A 20,150-nucleotide genomic window follows, 5' to 3' on the forward strand; every position below is an offset into this window, starting at 1 on the left:
TTACAGACATAGAGACACTGAAAGCATGAAAAATGCAAAAAGCGCAAGGCAGCTTTGAAAACATTATATCTAGCATAACTTTTTGTGATGATATATAAGGACACTGAGTCTATTAATATAAAATAGCATAAATAATCATTAAAGCACAAAATAATGCTTATTATGATAATTAATATGCATATATAAAGTATTTTATGCATATTATGAGTGATTTAATGCATAAATAAAAATTATTGCAAAGGATTGACAATTCAATCTCTGCGTCTTATTATAGCAGGTAATTACAGAAGTCGATTTAAAGACAGAATTTTTAAGACTGTTTTTAGACTGGATGGTTTCAATAAAGACTTCAAGACAGGAGGGAATTTATGAAAAAGCTTTTAGCACTGACACTTTCCGGAGCCATGGCACTTGGCGCGTTAACTGCCTGCGGTTCATCCGCAACACCAAATGCTTCTACTGCAGCGGGCGGATCTGCAGCGGCAACGACCGCAGCTGGTGGATCCTCCACAGCCACCACGGCAGCAGCCGGCGCGGCAACTTCTGGATCCGGCGAAGAGCTGGTCCTTGGTACCGGCGGCACAACCGGTACATATTATGCAGTCGGCGGCGTAATGGCAACTGTATTAAATCCTCTGATGAAATCTTCACACCTGACCGTGACATCGACCGGAGCTTCCAAGGCCAACATTCAGTTGATTGACGATAAGGATGCGGATCTCGCAATTGTACAGAATGATGTTATGTACTATGCGTACACCGGCACAGATCTGTTTGCCGATGAAGGAAAGTATGAGACATTCTCCGCAATTGCCGGTCTTTATGACGAAACGATCCAGATCGTAACCACAGACCCATCGATTGCATCCGTTGCAGATCTCAAGGGTAAGACGGTTTCCGTAGGTGATGCAGGATCCGGCGTTGAGTTTAATGCAAAGCAGATTCTGGAGGCATATGACATGACCTTTGATGATATTAAGGTGGTGAATGCTTCCTTCGGTGATTCTGCCGATTCCCTTAAGGATGGCAAGATTGATGCGGCATTTGTTGTTGCCGGCGCTCCGACAACAGCAGTCGTAGATCTGGCAACCAGCAAGGATATCAGTCTCGTACAGCTGGATGATGATCATATCAAGAAGCTGCAGGATAAGTACAATTTCTACACTGCGACCACGATTCCGGGCGGTACCTACAAGGGTGTTGACGGAGATACCAAGACGGTTTCCGTAAGAGCTACGCTGATCGCCTCCAACAATGTTTCCGAGGATGTCATCTATGAGCTTACCAAGGCAATGTATGACAATAAGGATGCACTGGCACAGGGTCATGCCAAGTTTGAGACACTTGACGCCAAGGCTGCAGTACAGGGCATCAGTGTTCCGTTCCATCCGGGTGCTAAGAAGTACTATGAGGAGCAGGGCATAACCGTTGACTAAGTTAAATCAACATAAAAAGCTGTGGATTATGGCGGCTGCGCTGTTACTCATCGTAGCGGCAGCCGCCATAATCTTTTATGCGGCAGGACATGGCAGGCTGATCTTAAGTAATGCCAGTACCGGCAAAGTATACGCGGAGTATACGGTCGGGGATGGAGATACATTTAGTGTCGGCTTTGTACATTCTGTCAATAAGAGTCCGTTAATAGATTATTACACGCTGAAGCCGGATGGCATCTATGTGGAAAAAACAGTCTATTACGGATTTGGAGCAGGTGTTCAGACAGAGCTGGAGGATGGCCAGACTCTTGAGTATGGAGATGATGGAAGCATGATTGTTTCCGGATTTGACAAGCGGATGGACAACCTGATCTATTTTGTAGGTACGGTTTCCGACCATACATTGACGATCAATGATGGGGAGGGAATCAGTTTAAGGGATTTGTGCGGACGAAACGCTGAAGTAAGGTTTTCCTATAAGCATTTTCTCAGGCTTTGAGGAGACATCAGCGTAAGGAGGTATGAGATGGAAGACAAAAGAAACATGAGTACGACACCGGGGATCGAGGTCGGGACGCAGGCGGATGTCGATGAGGTGATGAAAAAGTATGACCGGGAGTCCAATACCAGACTCTGGACCGGCATACCGGAAAAGGTGATTAAGCTGCTGCTCGCTGCATTCTCGCTTTTTATTGTTTACATGAATCTGTTTGCGGTGTGGGACGAACGTATCCGCCGCCCGTTGTTCCTTGGGTTTGTCATCATTTTTGTCTTTCTGCTGTTTCCTGCCAGAAAAAGCACCAAGGCAGTGAAAGCCAATCATGTGCCGTTTTATGACATTATCATTGCGGCACTTGGAAGTGGAAGCTTTTTCTACTTTGTTGCCAATAACCGCGAGATCATCAATCATGCGACCCGGATCAATCAGACGGAGGTGATCCTTGGCATTATTGGTATTCTGGTGCTGGCAGAGTGCTGCCGCAGAGTTACCGGTCTGCCAATCCTGATCGTTGCCGCGGCTTTTGTGGTATATGCATTCGCATCCGGCAACAGCCTCAGGAAGGTGATCTACAATCTCTTTTATACAACCACAGGTGTGATTGGCACGCCGATCGGTGTCTGCAGTACTTATATTGCGTTGTTTGTAATTTTTGGAGCCTTTCTGGAATCTACCGGCATTTCGGATTTCTTTATTGCCTGTGCCAACAGCATTGCGGGCGCGGCATCCGGAGGTCCTGCCAAGGTATCGGTGATTTCTTCCGCACTCTGCGGTATGGTGTCCGGATCTTCGGTCGGAAATACCGTGACAACAGGCTCTGTAACCATCCCGATGATGAAAAAGACGGGATATCCGGGAGAGTTTGCCGGAGCTGTTGAGGCGGCATCCTCCACAGGCGGACAGATTATGCCGCCGATTATGGGTGCTGCAGCATTTCTGATGGCGGAAATGGTCGGAGTTCCGTACTCCAACATTGTGATCCGTGCGATCCTGCCGGCGATCCTTTACTTTACCGGCATTTTTATGATGGTACATCTGCGCGCACAGAGGCTTGGGCTGAAGGGTGTCCCGAGAGAGGAGCTTCCGAAGATGCGGAAGCTCTTGCCCAAGATGTATCTTTTGATTCCGCTGGTTGTGCTGGTCTATATGATCATTGTCGGATTTACGATGAGCCGTTCGGCGATTTTTGCAACGATTCTCTGTATTGTGGTAAGTCTCGTCGATAAGGAACATCGCATGACGCTTGCCGGCTTTGTCAAGGCACTGGAAACCGGAGCACGTAATACGCTGAGTATTGCCGTTGCTTGCGGTATTGCAGGTATCATCGCCGGTGTCGTTACCATGACAGGACTTGGACAGGTGTTTATCTCCGCGATTGTCGGCATTTCCAACGGTCATCTGATGATTGCACTGTTCCTTACGATGATCTGCTGTATCATCCTGGGTATGGGCGTGCCGACGACAGCGACCTACATCATCATGGCGACCACCTGTGCACCGATCCTGACAACAGGTATGGGACTGAATGCCATCAGCGCCAATATGTTTGTATTTTACTTTGGTATTGTAGCTGATATTACGCCGCCGGTTGCGCTGGCTGCTTATGCCGGAGCCGCGATCGCCAAGTCGGATCCTATGAAGACGGCTTTGAATGCAACGAAGCTAGCGATAGCCGCTTTCCTTGTACCGTATATTTTCTGCCTGAATCCTGCGATGCTGCTGATTGATACAACGATTCCTGCCTTTATTCAGATCATTATTACAAGCTTCTTTGGTATGTTTGCGATCTCTGCCGGAATCGAAGGATATCTGTTAAAGCCGATCCCTATGATGGTACGGGTTATCCTGATCGCAGCCGGACTTTTGATGATGTATCCGGGGATGCTGACAGATGTGATCGGAGTTGTGGTTGTTCTGGCATTTCTGCTGACGGAAATTCGGGACAAGAAAAAGGCAAAAGCTTGAGCATAAACATACGCATCGCATGCGCTTGAGCATCAGCTGCTTTTCCTTTGAGCTTTGCCGCTTTCTTATCTCTGGCTTCTTTCTATTTATCTTGACTCCTGAGCCTCCCATCCAGGCTTAGTAGCATAAATTCCCGGTCAGGGTCTTGCTTGTATGAGCAAGACCCTGACTGATTTTTCATTTCAATGGGAGGCAGTTTCAGCCTTTAGTGAAAGGCTGTCCTTTGCAATTAAAAAAATCCGAACCCCTAAAGAGTCCGGATTATAAAGTAAGCATGGAGTCGACGAGGATCGAACTCGCGACCTCAGCGTTGCGAACGCTGCGCTCTCCCAGCTGAGCTACGGCCCCAAACAAACGTCATTATAGCACTATTTTTTAAAATAATCTAGTTAAAACCGCATCGTATCTGGAAGTTTAATCCGGCGGTACTCCAGCGGATTTATACCTTCCATACCGAAATATTTCTGTTATATCTTCCATACCGAAATATTTCTTGACGTCAGAATCAAAACATGATAAAGATATATCAAATTTATTCATTGCCAAACACAATACAAACACAATGATCAAATTCAAACCGTTGATGCGGAGATAACGGTAAATATGATCTCACAGAGAGCCCGCGATGGTGGAAATCGGGCAGACCCCAGTTTATCAAATGGACCGCAGAGGGCGCAGGGAAAGAGAAGCGGAGTAAATGGATGTTCTGTTGCTTTAGTATTCTGCGACGTAAGGATTACGTCAGTATCCGGAGATATGCAGGTATCTCGCAAGTGCACGATCCAAAGTCGTGAAGCAGGGTGGCACCGCGGAATCAAGATTTCGTCCCTGACAGTGGATTTTTCCATTGTCAGGGACTTTTTTATGTCTCAGAAGCTGACGTGAGACATAAAGAGCAGGACGTATCATGATGCAGTGCGACACAGCGCAAGGAGGCATAGTTATGATCAGACCATCCTATGAAGAAGTAAAACAGTATCAGGAGTCCGGACAGTACCGGAGAGTTCCGGTATATAAGGAAATTCTGTCGGATTTCACCACACCCTTAAATGTACTGGAAGTACTGAAAAATATTTCGGATCATGTGTTTCTGCTGGAATCCGTCGAGGATCGGGAAAAATGGGGCAGGTATACCTTTATCGGATATGACCCGAAGCTCAACATCACCTGTAAAAACGGTGAGCTTAAGGTCGGAAGCCTTCACATTCACACCAATCAGCCGGACCAGTACATCCGTCAGATCATGGCGGAGTACCGAAGCCCCAGGATCCCCGGCATGCCATCCTTCACGGGAGGACTGGTAGGATATTTTTCCTATGATTACCTGAAATATCACGAGCCTTCCCTTACCCTCGACGCAAGAGACACCGAAGATTTCATGGACATCGATCTCATGCTTTTTGACCGGGTGATCGCGTTCGATAACCTCCAGCAGAAGCTGATTTTGATTGCCAATGTGGATGCGAATGCAGGCATTGCGGGCTACAATCACGCAGAGCTGGAGCTTGACCAGCTGGAGCAGTTAATCCACCACGGAAGACGGAAGCCGGATAACCCGGGGCGTCTCAAATCTGACATTACGCCGCTGTTTCATGAGGCTGAGTACTGCGCAATGGTCGAGAAGGCAAAGCATTATATCCATGAGGGGGATATTTTCCAGATCGTTTTATCCAATCGTCTGGAAGCAGAGTATGAAGGTACACTTCTTAACACCTACCGGGTGCTTCGGACACTGAATCCCTCCCCCTATATGTTTTATTTTGCAAGCTCCGATCTGGAGGTGGCGGGTGCTTCGCCGGAAACTCTGGTGAAGCTGGAAAACGGAGTGCTGCATACCTTCCCGCTGGCGGGCACGCGTCCGAGAGGCAAAACCGAGGCAGAAGATAAAGCACTCGCCGAGGAGCTGCTGCAGGACAAAAAGGAGCTTGCCGAGCACAATATGCTGGTGGATCTCGGACGTAATGACATCGGTAAAATCAGTAAATTCGGGACGGTCCGGGTAGAAAAGTATCACGAAATCGAGCGCTACAGTCATGTCATGCATATCGGCTCAACGGTGCGTGGAGAAATCCGGGAGGATCTTGATGCACTGGATGCCGTAGGCTCGATTCTGCCGGCGGGGACACTCTCCGGTGCGCCTAAGATCCGTGCCTGTCAGCTGATCAATGATCTGGAGGATAACAAGCGGGGGATTTACGGCGGAGGAATCGGCTATATCGATTTTGGTGGAAATCTGGATCTCTGTATTGCGATCCGTATTGCCTATAAGAAAAAGGATAAAGTCTTTATCCGGAGCGGTGCCGGTATTGTAGCGGATTCCGTACCGGAAAAGGAGTATCAGGAGTGCATCAATAAAGCAGCTGCAGTGGTTACAGCGCTGAAACAATCGGAGGTAGAGGACTTATGATTCTGCTGATAGATAATTATGACAGCTTTACATATAATTTGTATCAGATGCTTGGCGCCATCGAGCCTGAACTTAAGGTCATTCGTAATGATGCCATGCGCGTTTCGGAAATCAGAAAGCTGCATCCGGATGGCATTGTGATTTCTCCCGGACCGGGACGCCCGGAGGATGCCGGCATCTGTCCTGCCGTGATTCAGGTGCTTCGGGGACAGATTCCGATTCTGGGAGTCTGCCTCGGTGAGCAGGCGATCTGCCTTGCCTATGGTGCTGTCGTAGGCTATGCAAAGGAGCTTATGCATGGCAAGCAGTCCATGACCAAGCTGGATCTGACAAGCCCGCTGTTTCAAGGACTGCCGGCGGTCATCCCGGTGGCAAGGTATCATTCGCTTGCTGTAGAGCGGGATACGCTGCCGGAGCTGCTTAAGGTTACCGGCGTTTCGGAGGATGGAGAGGTAATGGCTGTGGAGGATCGGGAGCATCTTGTGTTTGGACTGCAGTTTCATCCGGAATCCATTATGACCCCGGACGGAGACAGGATTTTAAGAAATTTTGTCCGGATATCTAAGACAGACAAGGAAGCTAAGAAAGAGAGGAGAGACGCATGAAAAATATCCTGGAGAAGCTTGCAGACTATGCCTGGATCCGGGTACAGCAGGCAGAAAAGAAACTGCCACTTAAGGATCTCAAGGCACAGGCAGAAGCACTTAATCCAAATACCGGATTTCCGTTTGAAGCAGCACTTAAAACCCCGGGTATGAGCTTTATCTGCGAATGCAAAAAAGCGTCGCCATCCAAGGGTCTCATCGCAGAGGATTTCCCCTACTTGGATATTGCAAAGACCTATGAGCAGGCAGGAGCATCTGCAATTTCTGTACTGACGGAACCGAAATGGTTTCAGGGATCGGACCGGTATCTTAAGGAAATTTCCGAGGCGGTCAGCATTCCCTGTCTCCGCAAGGATTTTACGGTAGATGAATATATGATCTATGAAGCAAAGGTTCTGGGAGCAAGCGCAGTGCTTCTGATCTGTGCAATCCTCCAGGAGGATACGATCCGGCGGTATCTCGAGATCGCGGATTCTCTGGGGCTTTCTGCGCTGGTGGAGGCACATGATGCAGAGGAGCTTGCGATGGCCGTGCGTGCGGGCGCAAGGATTATCGGTGTCAATAACCGGAATCTAAAGGATTTTACGGTGGATATTCATAACAGCATCCGCCTGCGGGAGCTGGTGCCGGAGCAGGTGCTCTTTGTCGCAGAGAGCGGGATCCATACAAGACAGGATGTGGAGGAGCTGGAAAGAGGCAGGGTCAATGGCGTCCTGATCGGAGAGCAGCTGATGCGGGCAGCGGACAAAAGAGCAATGCTTCAGGAACTAAGGGGAAGGTTATAACTTTTATTCCAAAGTGATATTGATTAAGGCGCATCACGGAATTGACATTTCAGAGGCGATGCACTAAATTGATAACAACATAAAAGATAAACCGTTGAAGCGGAGATAACGGTAAATATGATCTCACAGAGAGCCCGCGATGGTGAAAATCGGGCAGACCCCAGTTTATCAAATGGACCGCTGAGGGCGCAGGGAAAGAGCAACGAGGAATTACTTCAGAGCTTTAGTATGCTGCGACGTGTTGGATTACGTTAGTATCCGGAGATATGCTGGTATCTCGCAAGCGCACGATTCACAGTCGTGAAACAGGGTGGCACCGCGAAATTTTTCGTCCCTGGCAGTAGAATTAGTTCTTTTATCTACTGCCGGGGACTTTTTTAATACAAAACGGTCCCTCGCTGCCGAGGCCAGAAGGGCAGAGCCCGGAAGGAGAAATTATGATTAAAGAAGCGATTGCTAAAATTGTCAACAAGGGAGACCTGAGCTACGATGAGGCATATACGGTCATGACCGAGATTATGACCGGACAGACGACACCGACGCAGAATGCGGCATTTCTTGCGGCACTCTCGACAAAGTCCACCAAGGCGGAAACCATTGATGAGATTTCCGGCTGTGCAGCGGCGATGAGAGAGCAGGCAACTCCGGTCCCGCATCCGGGGATGGAGGTACTGGAGATTGTCGGAACCGGTGGAGACGGCGCGCATACCTTTAACATTTCCACGACCGCAGCCATGGTCATTGCGGCATCCGGAATCAAGGTCGCAAAGCATGGCAACCGGGCGGCATCCTCCATGTCCGGTACAGCGGACTGTCAGGAGGCGCTGGGAGTGGATATCCAGCAGGATCCGGATAAGGCGCTGAAGCTTCTTCAGGAGGTTGGTATCTGCTTCCTCTTTGCACAGAAATATCATGCAGCCATGAAGTATGTCGGTCCGATCCGTAAGGAGCTTGGTTTCCGTACGGTTTTCAATATACTTGGACCGCTTACCAATCCGGCGAGTCCGGAGTATTTCCTCCTTGGCGTCTATGACGAGTATCTGGTAGAGCCAGTAGCAAAGGTACTTGCCAAGCTTGGTGTAAAGCGTGCCTTTGTAGTATATGGGCAGGACAAGCTGGATGAGATTTCCGCTTCTGCACCAACGACCATCTGCGAGCTTAAGGACGGTTATTACCGGACGGATGTGATCCGGCCGGAGGACTTTGGTTTTACACGAGGTAAAAAAGAGGAGCTTGTCGGAGGGACTCCTGCGGAGAATGCCGACATCACAAGAGGCATCCTGAGCGGGATGATCAAGGGTACCAAACGAAATGCAGTACTGCTCAATGCCGGAGCGGCACTTTATATCGGTGGTAAGGCAGACAGTATGGCAGATGGTGTAAAGCTTGCCGGAGAACTCATTGACAGTGGTGCTGCCATGGCAAAGCTGGAGGCATATGTCACGGCATCCAATGAGCAGTAATGCACCTGCAGCAGGAGACTGGATGACAAAAATAAAGATATGCGGGCTCCGGAGGATGGAGGACATCACCATCGTAAACGAGCTTCAGCCGGAGTATATCGGTTTTGTCTTTTATCCGTGCAGCCGCCGCTATATAAAACCGGAGGAGGCAGCAAGATTAAGAGAGAAGCTATCCCCCGGGATCCGGGCGGTCGGAGTCTTTGTAGATGCATCTGTGGAAATGGTTTCAGATCTGATCCGACAAGACATCATCTCGATTGTGCAGCTTCACGGCAGGGAAAATGCAGCATATATTTCGGAGCTTCGGGAGAGAACCGATGACAAAGCCCGGATCATTAAGGCAGAGCTGATCCATACAGAGGAGGATCTTCGGAGAGCTTCCGGGAGTACAGCGGATTCTGTTTTACTGGATGCAGGACTTGGAGCAGGCAAAACCTTTGACTGGCAGCTGCTGAGAGATTTCGGGAGACCATATTTTCTTGCCGGAGGCTTGACCATTGCCAATGTCTCCGGTGCAGTCCGGACGCTGCAGCCGTATGCGGTGGATGTAAGCTCCGGTGTAGAGACAGACGGATATAAGGATCCGGCAAAGGTAGAAGCATTTATTACTGCAGTTCGGGAGGCGGATGCCGCGGGCAGAACCCGGCAGGAAGCATTGGCATAACAGCTGCATAATATCTGCAGATGAAATTTACGCACATACTATTTGTATAAGCTGGAAGATATCAATGGAGGAAAGAAAATGTCCAATTCAAAAGGAAGGTTTGGAGTACACGGAGGACAGTATATTCCGGAAACTCTGATGAATGCCGTGATTGAGCTGGAGGATGCATATAACAAGTATAAGGACGATCCGGAGTTTAACCGGGAGCTTACAGAGCTTTATAATGATTATGCCAATCGTCCATCCCGCCTCTATTACGCAAGACGCATGACGGAGGATCTGGGAGGTGCCAGGATTTATTTAAAGCGTGAGGATCTCAATCATACCGGAGCGCATAAAATCAATAACTGTCTGGGACAGGCACTGCTCGCAAAAAAGATGGGCAAGACCCGCCTTATTGCCGAGACAGGTGCCGGACAGCATGGAGTCGCCACGGCAACGGTTGCGGCACTGTTTGGAATGGAATGTGTTGTCTTTATGGGGAAGGAGGATATGGAGCGGCAGGCACTTAATGTCTATAAGATGCGGCTGCTTGGAGCGGATGTCGAGCCGGTGACAACAGGAACCGGAACCCTTAAGGATGCCGTTTCCCAGGCGATGCGCGAGTGGACCTCCAGAATCTCGGACACACATTACTGCCTCGGATCGGTCATGGGACCACACCCTTTCCCAACCATGGTTCGGGATTTCCAGGCGGTTATTTCCCGGGAAATCAAGCAGCAGATGCTGGAAAAGGAAGGGAAGCTTCCGGATGCCGTGCTTGCCTGCGTGGGCGGTGGCTCCAATGCCATCGGCACCTTCTATCACTTCATTGATGATCCGTCTGTACAGCTCATCGGATGCGAGGCGGCAGGACGCGGCATTGACACCTTTGAAACGGCAGCGACAATCAATACCGGACGTCTCGGAATCTTCCATGGTATGAAATCTTACTTCTGCCAGAACCAGTATGGTCAGATTGCTCCGGTATACTCGATTTCTGCCGGGCTTGACTATCCTGGCATCGGACCGGAGCATGCGTATCTCCATGACATTGGACGCGCGCAGTATGTTGCCATAACGGACGATGAGGCAGTAGACGCATTTGAATATCTCTCCCAAAAGGAGGGCATCATCCCGGCAATTGAATCAGCGCATGCCGTGGCATATGCATTGAAGCTTGCACCAAGGATGCGTAAGGACCAGACCATGGTCATCACAATTTCCGGCAGAGGCGACAAGGATTGCGCTGCCATAGCACGCTACAGAGGGGAGGACATTGCAGAATGAGTCGCATTGCAGAGGCATTTAAAAAGCATAAGGCATTTATCCCGTTTATCACCGTAGGGGATCCGGACCTGGAAACCACGAAAAAGCTGGTTCAGGCGGCTTCTGACAACGGAGCGGATCTTATCGAGCTTGGTATCCCGTTTTCCGATCCGACGGCAGAGGGACCGGTGATTATGGAGGCGGACAACCGTGCACTTGCGGCTGGTACGACCACGGATCAGGTGTTTGCGCTTACAAAGGAGCTCAGGGAAACTATTTCGGTCCCGTTTGTCTATATGACCTATGCGAATGTTGTCTTTTCCTACGGGACCGAGAGGTTTATGGCAAGGGCCGCCGAGGCAGGTGTAGACGGTTTGATCCTCCCGGATGTGCCTTATGAGGAGAGAGAGGATTTTAAGCCGGCATGTGAGAAATACGGGCTGGATCTCATTTCCATGATAGCGCCTACGTCAGAGGACCGGATCGCCATGATTGCAAAGGAAGCCGCAGGCTTTATCTATGTTGTATCCTCTCTCGGTGTGACCGGCGTGCGCTCTCAGATCACGACGGATATCGGAGCGATGGTCAGGCTTGTAAAGGCAAACACGGATGTTCCCTGCGCGGTAGGCTTTGGAATTTCCACACCGGAGCAGGCGGCAAGGATGGCAGCAGTTTCCGACGGAGCCATTGTGGGATCCGCAATTATGAAAATCATTGCCAAATATGGCAGAGATTCCGTACCTGAGGTTTCCGCGTATGTCCGGAAGATGGCAGATGCAGCACATCGTGCGGACTAGCATTTCTTAATTCCGGGGCTTTTTTCTTGACAGAAACGGTCCGGACAGAGTATTATGAATGAAATTGAACTCAGTATTGAATTCGAGAGTTTTTAAAGAGAGGTAAGATTATGAAGCATATTATGACTTTAAACACACGCGATATGAAGAGAAGTGCTGAGCACGGTGGATGCGGCGAGTGCCAGACATCCTGCCAGAGTGCCTGCAAGACAAGCTGCGGCATTGCAAATCAGGCCTGCGAAAATAAGAACAATCAGTAAATTCATACTGAAAAGTGATTCCTTCAAAGTGCCGGAACGTATTCACGTCCCGGCACTTTTATGCGTTATGCGGAACATCAGATTTCAGATTGAGGAGTAAGTAAAAAATGATCCATCAGTATAAGATGAACGGATATAACATTGTTGTTGATGTATTCAGCGCAAGTGTCCACGTAACCGATGACCTCGCATATGATGCCATTCACCTGCTGGATACCGGCATGGGGGAGGAAGAAGCGGAGAAAGCGCTCAGAAAACAGCATCCGGAAGCTTCGGATGCAGACATCCGGGATACGTTTCTGGATATCCAGGAGCTGATCAAGGCAAACAAGCTTTTTTCCAAGGATGTGTATCAGAAGGCTGCGGGATATCTTAAGCAGCAGTCGACGGTTGTCAAGGCGTTATGTCTGCTTGTGGCGCATACCTGCAATCTGAACTGCTCCTACTGCTTTGCTTCCCAGGGTAAATTTCATGGTGATGCCGGACTTATGAGCTTTGAGACCGGGAAGCGTGCACTGGATTTCCTGATCGAAAATTCCGGAAACCGCAGAAATCTTGAGGTGGACTTTTTTGGAGGAGAGCCGCTTGTCAATTTCGATGTCTGTAAGCAGCTGGTTGCCTATGCGAGAAGCATTGAGAAGCAGCACAATAAGAACTTCCGTTTTACCCTGACTACCAATGGCGTCAATGTGACAGATGAGGTGATCGAGTGGGCAAATAAGGAGTGCTACAATGTGGTACTGAGCCTTGACGGACGGAAGGAGGTCAATGACCGGTTCCGTGTGGATAAGGCAGGTCACGGAAGCTACGATAAGATTGTGCCTAATTTCCAGAAATTTGTAAAAGCCCGCGGCGACAAGAACTATTATATGCGAGGAACATACTCCCACCATAATACAGACTTTACTAAGGATATTTTCCATATGGCGGATGACCTTGGCTTCACCGAACTCTCCATGGAGCCGGTGGTAACGGATCCGTCCAGCCCGTCCGCGCTTACCGAGGAGGATCTGCCGATCCTGTATGAGCAGTATGAGATCCTTGCCAAAGATATGCTCCGGAGAGAGCGGGATGGCAAGCCGATCACATTCTACCACTATATGATTGATCTGGAGCATGGACCCTGTATTTACAAGAGAGTATCCGGCTGCGGTTCCGGTACGGAATACATGGCTGTCACAGCCTGGGGAGACCTGTATCCCTGTCATCAGTTTGTAAGTGATCCGGAGTATAAGCTCGGAGATATCTGGCATGGTGTGACCAATACAAAGCTTAGGGATGAGTTTAAGGAGTGTAATGTATATTCTCGTCCGGACTGTCAGAACTGCTGGGCAAGACTGTACTGCGCCGGTGGCTGCGCTGCCAATGCGCTGCACTCGACCGGAGACATTCACGGTACCTACGAGTATGGCTGTAAGCTGTTCCGGAAGAGGATGGAATGTGCCCTTATGATGAAGGTAGCGGAAGCAGAAATGGCGGAAAGCAAGGCGGCGTCAGAAGACGCGGAGTAAAACATGCGCATAAGATAGAGCATAGCCTGGAAGCATCGGATATCAAGCCGGTGCTTCCAGGCTATGTTGTTTAAGATAAATAAAGCCAGGCTATAAAACAAAAGTACAGCAGCAATGAAAAGCCGGAGAGGGTCCTTACAGATCTTTCTCCAGTTTTTTTATGATATAGCGTAGGCATCCATCCTCAAAGGGATTGATCAGTCCTGCCTTTTCTACTACGCCATTAAAGAAATCGGAGGCGGAAAGTTTTACAAGCTTCATATAGCTCTGCCATGCCTCCCGGTAATCCCGACCCATCCAGAGCTTGTACTGAAGCTGGTTGGTGCCTGCCAGACAGTAGTCAATATAGTAGAGCGGCAGATCAAAAATATGATGCTGTTTTTTCCAGAAACCGCCTGCGGACAGATATGTATTGCCGGTATAGTCCATGTGCGGACGATACTGCTTTTCAAGATCCAGCCAGACAGCATCCCGCTCGTGAGATGTGAGCCCGGGGTTCTGGTAAACGATCTCCTGAAATTCATCCACCATGGTGCCGTAGGGGATGAATGTCACGGCATCCTCAAACTGCATGGTGCGGTAGTCCTCTGCCCGCGCTCCAAAAAGAAGCTCCATCCACGGATTGGTAAAAAACTCCATCGGCATTGAGTGGCTTTCCGCAATGTCCATGGTAAGATCATTATGCTCCCGGATTGGATCCGCTGCGGTAAGGTAGCCCTGAAATGCGTGACCGCACTCGTGCGTGATGACGTCTGCATCTCCGGAGCTTCCATTAAAGTTGGCAAAAATAAATGGTACCTTATAGTCCGGAAGCATCGTCATATATCCTCCGGTCCGCTTGTTGGGACGTCCTGCCACATCAAAAAGCTCCATGTCACACATGGTTTTCATAAAGCGGGCGGTTTCCGGAGAGAGCTCTGTATACATCCGGAGTCCTGCGGCAAGAATGTCTTCCGGAGTACCGATGGGTGCCGGATTTCCGTTTGTAAAATATACATCCTCGTCATAATAGTGGAGCTTCTCAAGCCCCAGCCGCTGCCGCCGTCTCTCGTGCAGCTTTTCTGCAAAGGGCACGAGATCCTCTTTTACCTGCTTCCGGAAGTTCTGCATGTCGGACCTGGTATAGCAGTTCCGCATCATACGGCAGTCACCGAGCGGGAGATAATTGTCGTAACCCATTTTCTGTCCCTGTGCGGTACGGTTTTTCACAAGCTTGTCATAGATGTCATCGATTTTTTCCTGATGCTCACTAAAAAATTCTGTATATTTTTGCCAGGCCTCCACACGGATCTTCCGGTCCCTGTGACGGAGATACGGTTCCATGAGAGACAGATTTTTTTTCTCGCCCTGCCAGTCAATGCTTGCAGATGCCAGAAGCTTGTTATATTCTGTTGCGAGCGTATTTTCCTCCTGCATGAGAGGAATCAGAGCCTCATTCACAGATTTCTCCGCAAGTTCCATGTTTTTAAAGGCAACTGGTCCTAGAATTTCCGTAAGTTCCGCACGGAAGCGAGAGCGGAAAAGCTTATGCTTGTAGGAAACGACTGCTGCATGATATCCGGGCAGTTCCGCATCGTAATATTTCTTCTCCTCCGAGTAAAAATCATCTGCCATATTGATGTCATTTCGTATGGTAGCCAAGGTGAATTGTGTCATAACATGATCCTGCAGCAGGTAGAAGCGCTGATGGACAGCGAACTGCTCCTCCGCAGAGCCTGCATTCGCAAGCGCTTCCTCCAGCTCCTTAAGCTCTGACAGGACCTTCTCAAAATCAATTCGCTGATATTGCATTTCGGAAAATTTCATTGGTGTAGTAACTCCTTTTATGGTTTTACATGTAGTTTTCTGTGGGCTTTGAGTTCTATTATAAACAAGGATGGAGATCAGGGAAAGATCCGGAGGGACAGGTGCTTTTAATATTTTGACCATATTTTGTCAGATGATTTTGATCCTGAGTATGATATCATTATTCTGCCACGGATGAACGGAAATTTTGTATACTGGAGGGCAGGGAAAAACGGCATGCAGTCAAAGCTTCGCAAGGACTTGGAAAATTACATACGGGAAGGAAACTATCCGCTGCACATGCCGGGACATAAGCGGCGGCTGATGCCGGAGGAGGATCTACCCTATGCATGGGATTTTACGGAGGTTTCGGGCACCGACGATCTGCATCATGCGGAGGGAATTTTGCGTGAGGCAATGGATCGGACATCGCAGTGCTTCGGCGCAGACCGAACCTGGTATCTTGTAAATGGCAGTACCTGTGGAAATCTTGCCGGAATTTATGCAATGACTTCCTTTGGAGGAGAAGTCATTGCCGCCCGGAACTGTCACCGCTCCATCTTTCATATCCTGGAGCTTCGTGGCTTACAAGTGCACTGGCTCATGCCTCCGATTGACAGGGAGTATGGCATTTACGGAAGCATAGATGCGCATATGGTCGGCGACATGCTGAAGCGTTATCCGCATGTGCAGGCAGTGATCCTCACAAGCCCTACGTATGAAGGGGTAGTTTCCGATATTCACGGTATTGCAGAGATCTGCCATGCTGAAGGGGTGCCACTGTTTGTGGATGAAGCGCACGGCGCGCATTTCGGGCTGTTTCCAAAGGCAGGATTCCCGGACAGTGCGATCCATGCCGGTGCGGATGTTGTGGTACAGAGCCTGCATAAAACCCTTCCGAGCCTTACGCAGACCGCTCTCCTGCACCTTCGCCGGGGCCTTGTGTCAGAGGAGCGGATCGAGCAGGGACTTGGAATTTTTGAGACTTCCTCGCCTTCGTATCCACTGATGGTATCTATGGATGCATGCACGGAATATCTCCTTACGGAGGGAGAGCAATCCTTTCTTAGATGGAGGGAAGTGCTTCAAAAGTTTCGGGACAGAATTTCCGGTCTCCGGTATTACCATGTGCTTTGTTATGGGGAGGACAGTGCTAAGAGTCACGGCTTTTATGCGTTTGACCCGTCTAAGCTTCTTGTGAATGCAAAACGCGCGGGGCTTACCGGAGCCTGGCTTAAGGACCGGCTCCTCCGGGACTATCATTTTGAGCTTGAAATGAGCATGGGAAGCAATGCACTTGCCATGACCGGGCCGGGGGAGGATGAGCAACAGCTTCTTCGCTTTGCGGATGCCCTGCGGGAGCTGGATCGGGAGGCAGCAGCCCGGGTGGAAGCAGCGGCTCCGGATGTGGACAAGGACGCTGTTTCATTTACTGCTGACCATACGGAAAGCGCAGGAGAAGGCGTGGAGAATCAGCGGGTACATGTGGATAAACTGCATTCAGATGGCGACGCAGAGCAAGATATAACAGAGGGTTTACTGATTCAGGAAGCGATGCAAACGGCGCCCCTCACCTGCATGGCTATTTCCGAGGCGGTAGAGCAGCCAACGGAAAATGTGGATATACGGGAGAGCTCCGGCAGAATATCCGCGGAATACGTCTACTGTTATCCACCGGGGATTCCGCTCGTGATTCCGGGCGAGTTGATTTCCGGTTCGGAGCGTAAGGCACTTTCTGAGCTCAGAAAAGCCGGATATGAGCTTCGTTTCACCCGCTCCGGAGATCAGCAGGACCAGATCCTGGTTGTGTCAAGAGACTGAGCGAGCGTGTGAATGATATCTGAATGATGGCGGAGAAATGAGGCATCACGCTGATTTGCATTCGCTGGCGTACTTATGATATAATATTTTAAATTCTATGCATGTAAACGGTATATACCGATAAAGGAGAATGAATGTCGAATCACGCAGATAAGAACAATGAAGCGCTTCTTGCAGCAATGGAGAAGCTTAAAAAAAGTAATACCCAGGAAAATATCGAGAACTTCGAGGATATTCTGCTTAAGGGTGCCGTGTTTTATATCCCTGTAAAGATGGCTGGAGAGGGAGAGAACACTCGTCCTGCCTTTGGCGTGATTGCGGATAAGGAGAAGCATCACTACTATACAGTCTTTACCAGCAAGGAAGCGATGCGGACCTTTAAGGGTGAAAAAAATATCGGCAAGTACCAGTATACCAGATGCACCTTTGATACGATCGGTCGTACTGCAATGGGTGATCCTCGAATTTCAGGTATTGTGATCAATGCAGGTACAGATAACATGATCGTTGCCAGACAGTTGATTTCCGATGTTTTACTGATGTATCAGGCAAAGGATCATTATATGAATGTCGTCGAAGCGGACAAGGACGTGAAGCTGGATGCGCCGACCGGCAATTACAGTGAAATGGTAGATGCACTTAAGGACTGGATGCGGCAGGATCCCAATGTTTCTGCAGCCTATCTCCGGCAGATCACCCGTAATGGTGTCGATATCTGGGTTATCATCGTAAGCCATATCCGTAAGACAGAGCCGACTTTTGGCAACATCATGCATGTGGCAAGGGATTTCTCAGGTGGTCACGAGGTAGCGCTTCTGTCCTCACGCTCCAAGGCGGGAGAAAATGCCATTGCGGATATCATGCCGTTTTACCGGAAGCCGTTTACTCTAATCGAAGACAGAACTCCGATGGAGTAAGCATACGTCGGGCGTGAACCAGGTATGAAGGAATATACGCATGTTACACACGATTTTCCTCCGCTGTATGATGCGGAATCGAGAGTCCTGATCCTTGGATCCATTCCGTCGCCGAAATCCAGAGAGCAGCACTTTTACTATGGACATCCGCAGAACCGTTTCTGGAGGGTCATGGCTGCTGTTTTATCAGAGTCTGTGCCGGAAACGATCGGGGAGAAGCGGGCGATGCTTTTAAGGCACCATATTGCGCTCTGGGATTCTCTCGCGGAGTGCGACATATGTGGTGCAAGCGACACCTCGATTAAAAATCCGGTACCAAATGATATTGCAGCTCTGCTTAAGGAAACCCGTATCCGGAGTGTTTTCTGCACAGGTGCAACTGCGCATCGGTACTATGAGAAATACTGTTATCCGGAAACCGGCATGCATGCCGTGAAGCTCCCGTCGACTTCACCGGCAAACTGCGCTGTGCATCTTGACAAGCTGATTGAGGCGTATCGTGTGATCGCGGAGGATCTCTGATTCATAAACCATTACATTGTTCAGGAAATGCGTTGGCTATGTTTTTGCAAGATGACACCGCATCAAGATAACTTTGGTGTATAAATTGGTCAAGGCAGTAATAAACGCAGTATTTTTAAGGGACTTTGCCATAGCCTCAGGCTAGGTAAAGTCCTTTACTATTTTCATATATTCCTGGGCATGGTATGGAATATAACTGTTTTTCCGGTATGCCGCGACAAAATCCACTGTAGTGCAGGGATTTCCGACGGAAAAAAGACTTTTACACAGGTTTTGCTTTGCGGCATCAAAGCCCTTCGGAGAATTCCGGAGGGCTTTTTGTGTGCTTCTATGTACATTTTTTTGCTGATACCTTCTGATATTCTGTAGATAAGAAAAAGCAAACAGACATTCACAGAACATATATTTCAAAACAATTGTTTACAAAACATATGTACTGTGATAAACTAAAACCTGTCGAAAGGAAGGTAGTAAAATGAGAATCAATCTTAGGACTTTTGAAATCGTACTTATTGGTATTCTGGCGCTGGGACTGTTCTGTGCACTTTCCACGATCCCGGAGCTTAGAATTTTTGGATTTATCATGTTGACTTCCGGAGGCTATCTGATCTATGAGATTGGAGAGGAGCGGAAGCGCAGACGGAGAAAGGCGGTATTTTACCGTCGGATGAGTAAAATTATTGAGTCTGCCATGGCATCCTGACTTAAAGATTTTTACATGACTGATATCTCACTCTATATCCATGATTAAAGCAATTTATAAACTGGCATGGATTGCTAAAGACTGGCATGCATAAGGAGCGGCGCAGCAGCGAAAAGCAGATAAATTTATTGAAATGTACCATATAATGTGAAACAAAATGCGATGTCTCGGAAACAAGAGACACCGCATTTTATTAACACAATATTCAGTTTTTAAATGTATTATCCGGAGGTTTCCTATACTTTTGTTTTTGTGTAGTCTACCAATCTTTATTATTCTACACTGATGATCAGCTTATGCGGGAGACAGGCAATGACCTTGCCGTCATCCTTACCGGTGATTGGTCCGGTCTGTACACAGATGTGGTCCGGGCAGTTCGCCTCCGTGACAGATACCTGCTGATCCGCGATTGTCACGATATTGAGCAGGTGCCTGGACTCTGCAGCGCGATCGCCTAGACTCTCCAGGGTAACATCGTCACCGATTTCGGCAATTTGTCCATCTGCAACAAGAAAACGTTTGTTTTCTGTCAGTGGCTCCCTGGCAATTTCTGTGCCGTCATACGTAATAATGACTTCCTTCCGTTCTCCATGGAGACGGTTCATAAGATAGAGAGTGATCATACTGCCCAGCAGGATGATCAGCAGGATTACCAAAAGGATGGCATCTCGTTTGTGATTTTTAATCCATGTATTTTGCATGTGAATATCTTAACATAAAGTTGGATTTTTAATATAGGTACAATAGAGAAAAAGTCTTGAA

The 20,150-nt window shown here is 48.8% G+C and carries 18 protein-coding genes and 1 tRNA gene; 16 read left to right on the forward strand and 3 right to left on the reverse strand.

Features of this window, described 5'->3' with window-relative positions; genetic code table 11:
• Nucleotides 1-368: 368 nt before the first annotated feature.
• From ACTNEN_RS10600 to ACTNEN_RS10610, 3 genes are read left to right on the forward strand one after another with little or no spacing between them, the layout of a single operon-like run.
• Nucleotides 369-1,436 (forward strand): TAXI family TRAP transporter solute-binding subunit, encoded by a 1,068-nt coding sequence (locus ACTNEN_RS10600; protein ID WP_441206373.1) that lies wholly within the window; start codon nt 369-371, stop codon nt 1,434-1,436.
• Nucleotides 1,429-1,935, forward strand: coding sequence for a DUF1850 domain-containing protein (locus ACTNEN_RS10605; RefSeq protein WP_441206375.1), 507 nt, complete (start codon nt 1,429-1,431; stop codon nt 1,933-1,935). The genes ACTNEN_RS10600 and ACTNEN_RS10605 overlap by 8 nt, the downstream gene beginning before the upstream one ends.
• Nucleotides 1,936-1,962: 27 nt before the next feature.
• Complete coding sequence (locus ACTNEN_RS10610; protein WP_441206377.1) at nt 1,963-3,900, forward strand: TRAP transporter permease; 1,938 nt, start codon at nt 1,963-1,965, stop codon at nt 3,898-3,900.
• Between the two features lie 275 nt (nt 3,901-4,175).
• Here the strand turns inward: ACTNEN_RS10610 and ACTNEN_RS10615 are convergent.
• Nucleotides 4,176-4,248, reverse strand: a tRNA-Ala gene (locus ACTNEN_RS10615).
• 595 nt (nt 4,249-4,843) lie between these two features.
• On the opposite strand from ACTNEN_RS10615, the gene trpE reads away from it, so the two are divergent.
• The 9 genes from trpE to scfB all read left to right on the forward strand — a co-directional run bounded on the left by trpE (nt 4,844) and on the right by scfB (nt 13,640).
• Nucleotides 4,844-6,307 (forward strand): anthranilate synthase component I, encoded by a 1,464-nt coding sequence (gene trpE / locus ACTNEN_RS10620; protein ID WP_441206379.1) that lies wholly within the window; start codon nt 4,844-4,846, stop codon nt 6,305-6,307.
• Nucleotides 6,304-6,912: an anthranilate synthase component II gene (locus ACTNEN_RS10625; protein WP_441206381.1), complete on the forward strand. Its 609-nt coding sequence runs from the start codon at nt 6,304-6,306 to the stop codon at nt 6,910-6,912. Before trpE ends, ACTNEN_RS10625 begins: the two co-directional genes overlap by 4 nt.
• Entirely contained in the window at nt 6,909-7,697 is a 789-nt protein-coding gene (trpC, locus tag ACTNEN_RS10630; RefSeq protein WP_441206382.1) for an indole-3-glycerol phosphate synthase TrpC, read from the forward strand. The genes ACTNEN_RS10625 and trpC overlap by 4 nt, the downstream gene beginning before the upstream one ends.
• Nucleotides 7,698-8,134: 437 nt before the next feature.
• Complete coding sequence (trpD, locus tag ACTNEN_RS10635; RefSeq protein WP_441206383.1) at nt 8,135-9,160, forward strand: anthranilate phosphoribosyltransferase; 1,026 nt, start codon at nt 8,135-8,137, stop codon at nt 9,158-9,160.
• A 22-nt stretch (nt 9,161-9,182) separates the two neighbouring features.
• Nucleotides 9,183-9,824: a phosphoribosylanthranilate isomerase gene (locus ACTNEN_RS10640; RefSeq protein WP_441206385.1), complete on the forward strand. Its 642-nt coding sequence runs from the start codon at nt 9,183-9,185 to the stop codon at nt 9,822-9,824.
• A 78-nt stretch (nt 9,825-9,902) separates the two neighbouring features.
• A complete protein-coding gene (gene trpB, locus ACTNEN_RS10645) occupies nt 9,903-11,093 on the forward strand; it encodes a tryptophan synthase subunit beta (RefSeq protein ID WP_441206386.1) in 1,191 nt (396 codons plus the stop codon).
• Nucleotides 11,090-11,869 (forward strand): tryptophan synthase subunit alpha, encoded by a 780-nt coding sequence (trpA, locus tag ACTNEN_RS10650; protein ID WP_441206387.1) that lies wholly within the window; start codon nt 11,090-11,092, stop codon nt 11,867-11,869. The genes trpB and trpA overlap by 4 nt, the downstream gene beginning before the upstream one ends.
• 110 nt (nt 11,870-11,979) lie before the next feature.
• Nucleotides 11,980-12,129 carry a six-cysteine ranthipeptide SCIFF gene (gene scfA, locus ACTNEN_RS10655; protein WP_441206389.1) on the forward strand — a complete coding sequence of 50 codons (150 nt, stop codon included), beginning with the start codon at nt 11,980-11,982 and terminating at the stop codon, nt 12,127-12,129.
• A 107-nt stretch (nt 12,130-12,236) separates the two neighbouring features.
• Complete coding sequence (gene scfB, locus ACTNEN_RS10660) at nt 12,237-13,640, forward strand: thioether cross-link-forming SCIFF peptide maturase (RefSeq protein WP_441206390.1); 1,404 nt, start codon at nt 12,237-12,239, stop codon at nt 13,638-13,640.
• A 135-nt stretch (nt 13,641-13,775) separates the two neighbouring features.
• Here the strand turns inward: scfB and ACTNEN_RS10665 are convergent, their stop codons facing one another.
• On the reverse strand, nt 13,776-15,446 hold the full coding sequence (locus tag ACTNEN_RS10665; RefSeq protein ID WP_441206392.1) for a M3 family oligoendopeptidase: 1,671 nt from the start codon (nt 15,444-15,446) through the stop codon (nt 13,776-13,778).
• Between the two features lie 216 nt (nt 15,447-15,662).
• Between ACTNEN_RS10665 and ACTNEN_RS10670 the strand changes: the two genes are divergently transcribed.
• The 4 genes from ACTNEN_RS10670 to ACTNEN_RS10685 all read left to right on the forward strand — a co-directional run bounded on the left by ACTNEN_RS10670 (nt 15,663) and on the right by ACTNEN_RS10685 (nt 19,388).
• Nucleotides 15,663-17,246 carry an aminotransferase class I/II-fold pyridoxal phosphate-dependent enzyme gene (locus tag ACTNEN_RS10670; protein ID WP_441206393.1) on the forward strand — a complete coding sequence of 528 codons (1,584 nt, stop codon included), beginning with the start codon at nt 15,663-15,665 and terminating at the stop codon, nt 17,244-17,246.
• 134 nt (nt 17,247-17,380) lie between these two features.
• Nucleotides 17,381-18,163 carry an enhanced serine sensitivity protein SseB C-terminal domain-containing protein gene (locus ACTNEN_RS10675; protein WP_441206394.1) on the forward strand — a complete coding sequence of 261 codons (783 nt, stop codon included), beginning with the start codon at nt 17,381-17,383 and terminating at the stop codon, nt 18,161-18,163.
• Between the two features lie 24 nt (nt 18,164-18,187).
• Entirely contained in the window at nt 18,188-18,685 is a 498-nt protein-coding gene (locus tag ACTNEN_RS10680; RefSeq protein WP_441206395.1) for a DNA-deoxyinosine glycosylase, read from the forward strand.
• Between the two features lie 475 nt (nt 18,686-19,160).
• Nucleotides 19,161-19,388, forward strand: coding sequence for a hypothetical protein (locus ACTNEN_RS10685; protein ID WP_441206396.1), 228 nt, complete (start codon nt 19,161-19,163; stop codon nt 19,386-19,388).
• Nucleotides 19,389-19,660: 272 nt separating this feature from the next.
• Here ACTNEN_RS10685 and ACTNEN_RS10690 read toward each other — a convergent pair whose 3' ends face one another.
• Nucleotides 19,661-20,089: a NusG domain II-containing protein gene (locus tag ACTNEN_RS10690; protein WP_441206398.1), complete on the reverse strand. Its 429-nt coding sequence runs from the start codon at nt 20,087-20,089 to the stop codon at nt 19,661-19,663.
• Nucleotides 20,090-20,150: the final 61 nt, after the last annotated feature.

The organism is Oribacterium sp. HCP28S3_H8 (assembly GCF_052064775.1).
In the GTDB taxonomy this organism is placed as follows: Bacteria; Bacillota; Clostridia; order Lachnospirales; family Lachnospiraceae; genus Oribacterium.

What these genes read in the sequence shown, in the direction of transcription:
- ACTNEN_RS10640 (WP_441206385.1), top strand. Translation starts at nt 9,183, where the DNA reads ATGACAAAAATAAAGATATGCGGGCTCCGGAGGATGGAGGACATCACC.
- trpB (WP_441206386.1), top strand. Translation starts at nt 9,903, where the DNA reads ATGTCCAATTCAAAAGGAAGGTTTGGAGTACACGGAGGACAGTATATT.
- trpD (WP_441206383.1), top strand. Translation starts at nt 8,135, where the DNA reads ATGATTAAAGAAGCGATTGCTAAAATTGTCAACAAGGGAGACCTGAGC.
- trpE (WP_441206379.1), top strand. Translation starts at nt 4,844, where the DNA reads ATGATCAGACCATCCTATGAAGAAGTAAAACAGTATCAGGAGTCCGGA.
- trpA (WP_441206387.1), top strand. Translation starts at nt 11,090, where the DNA reads ATGAGTCGCATTGCAGAGGCATTTAAAAAGCATAAGGCATTTATCCCG.
- ACTNEN_RS10680 (WP_441206395.1), top strand. Translation starts at nt 18,188, where the DNA reads ATGAAGGAATATACGCATGTTACACACGATTTTCCTCCGCTGTATGAT.
- ACTNEN_RS10665 (WP_441206392.1), bottom strand. Translation starts at nt 15,446, where the DNA reads ATGAAATTTTCCGAAATGCAATATCAGCGAATTGATTTTGAGAAGGTC.
- ACTNEN_RS10690 (WP_441206398.1), bottom strand. Translation starts at nt 20,089, where the DNA reads ATGCAAAATACATGGATTAAAAATCACAAACGAGATGCCATCCTTTTG.
- ACTNEN_RS10685 (WP_441206396.1), top strand. Translation starts at nt 19,161, where the DNA reads ATGAGAATCAATCTTAGGACTTTTGAAATCGTACTTATTGGTATTCTG.
- ACTNEN_RS10625 (WP_441206381.1), top strand. Translation starts at nt 6,304, where the DNA reads ATGATTCTGCTGATAGATAATTATGACAGCTTTACATATAATTTGTAT.
- trpC (WP_441206382.1), top strand. Translation starts at nt 6,909, where the DNA reads ATGAAAAATATCCTGGAGAAGCTTGCAGACTATGCCTGGATCCGGGTA.
- ACTNEN_RS10670 (WP_441206393.1), top strand. Translation starts at nt 15,663, where the DNA reads ATGCAGTCAAAGCTTCGCAAGGACTTGGAAAATTACATACGGGAAGGA.
- scfB (WP_441206390.1), top strand. Translation starts at nt 12,237, where the DNA reads ATGATCCATCAGTATAAGATGAACGGATATAACATTGTTGTTGATGTA.
- ACTNEN_RS10610 (WP_441206377.1), top strand. Translation starts at nt 1,963, where the DNA reads ATGGAAGACAAAAGAAACATGAGTACGACACCGGGGATCGAGGTCGGG.
- ACTNEN_RS10675 (WP_441206394.1), top strand. Translation starts at nt 17,381, where the DNA reads ATGTCGAATCACGCAGATAAGAACAATGAAGCGCTTCTTGCAGCAATG.
- scfA (WP_441206389.1), top strand. Translation starts at nt 11,980, where the DNA reads ATGAAGCATATTATGACTTTAAACACACGCGATATGAAGAGAAGTGCT.
- ACTNEN_RS10600 (WP_441206373.1), top strand. Translation starts at nt 369, where the DNA reads ATGAAAAAGCTTTTAGCACTGACACTTTCCGGAGCCATGGCACTTGGC.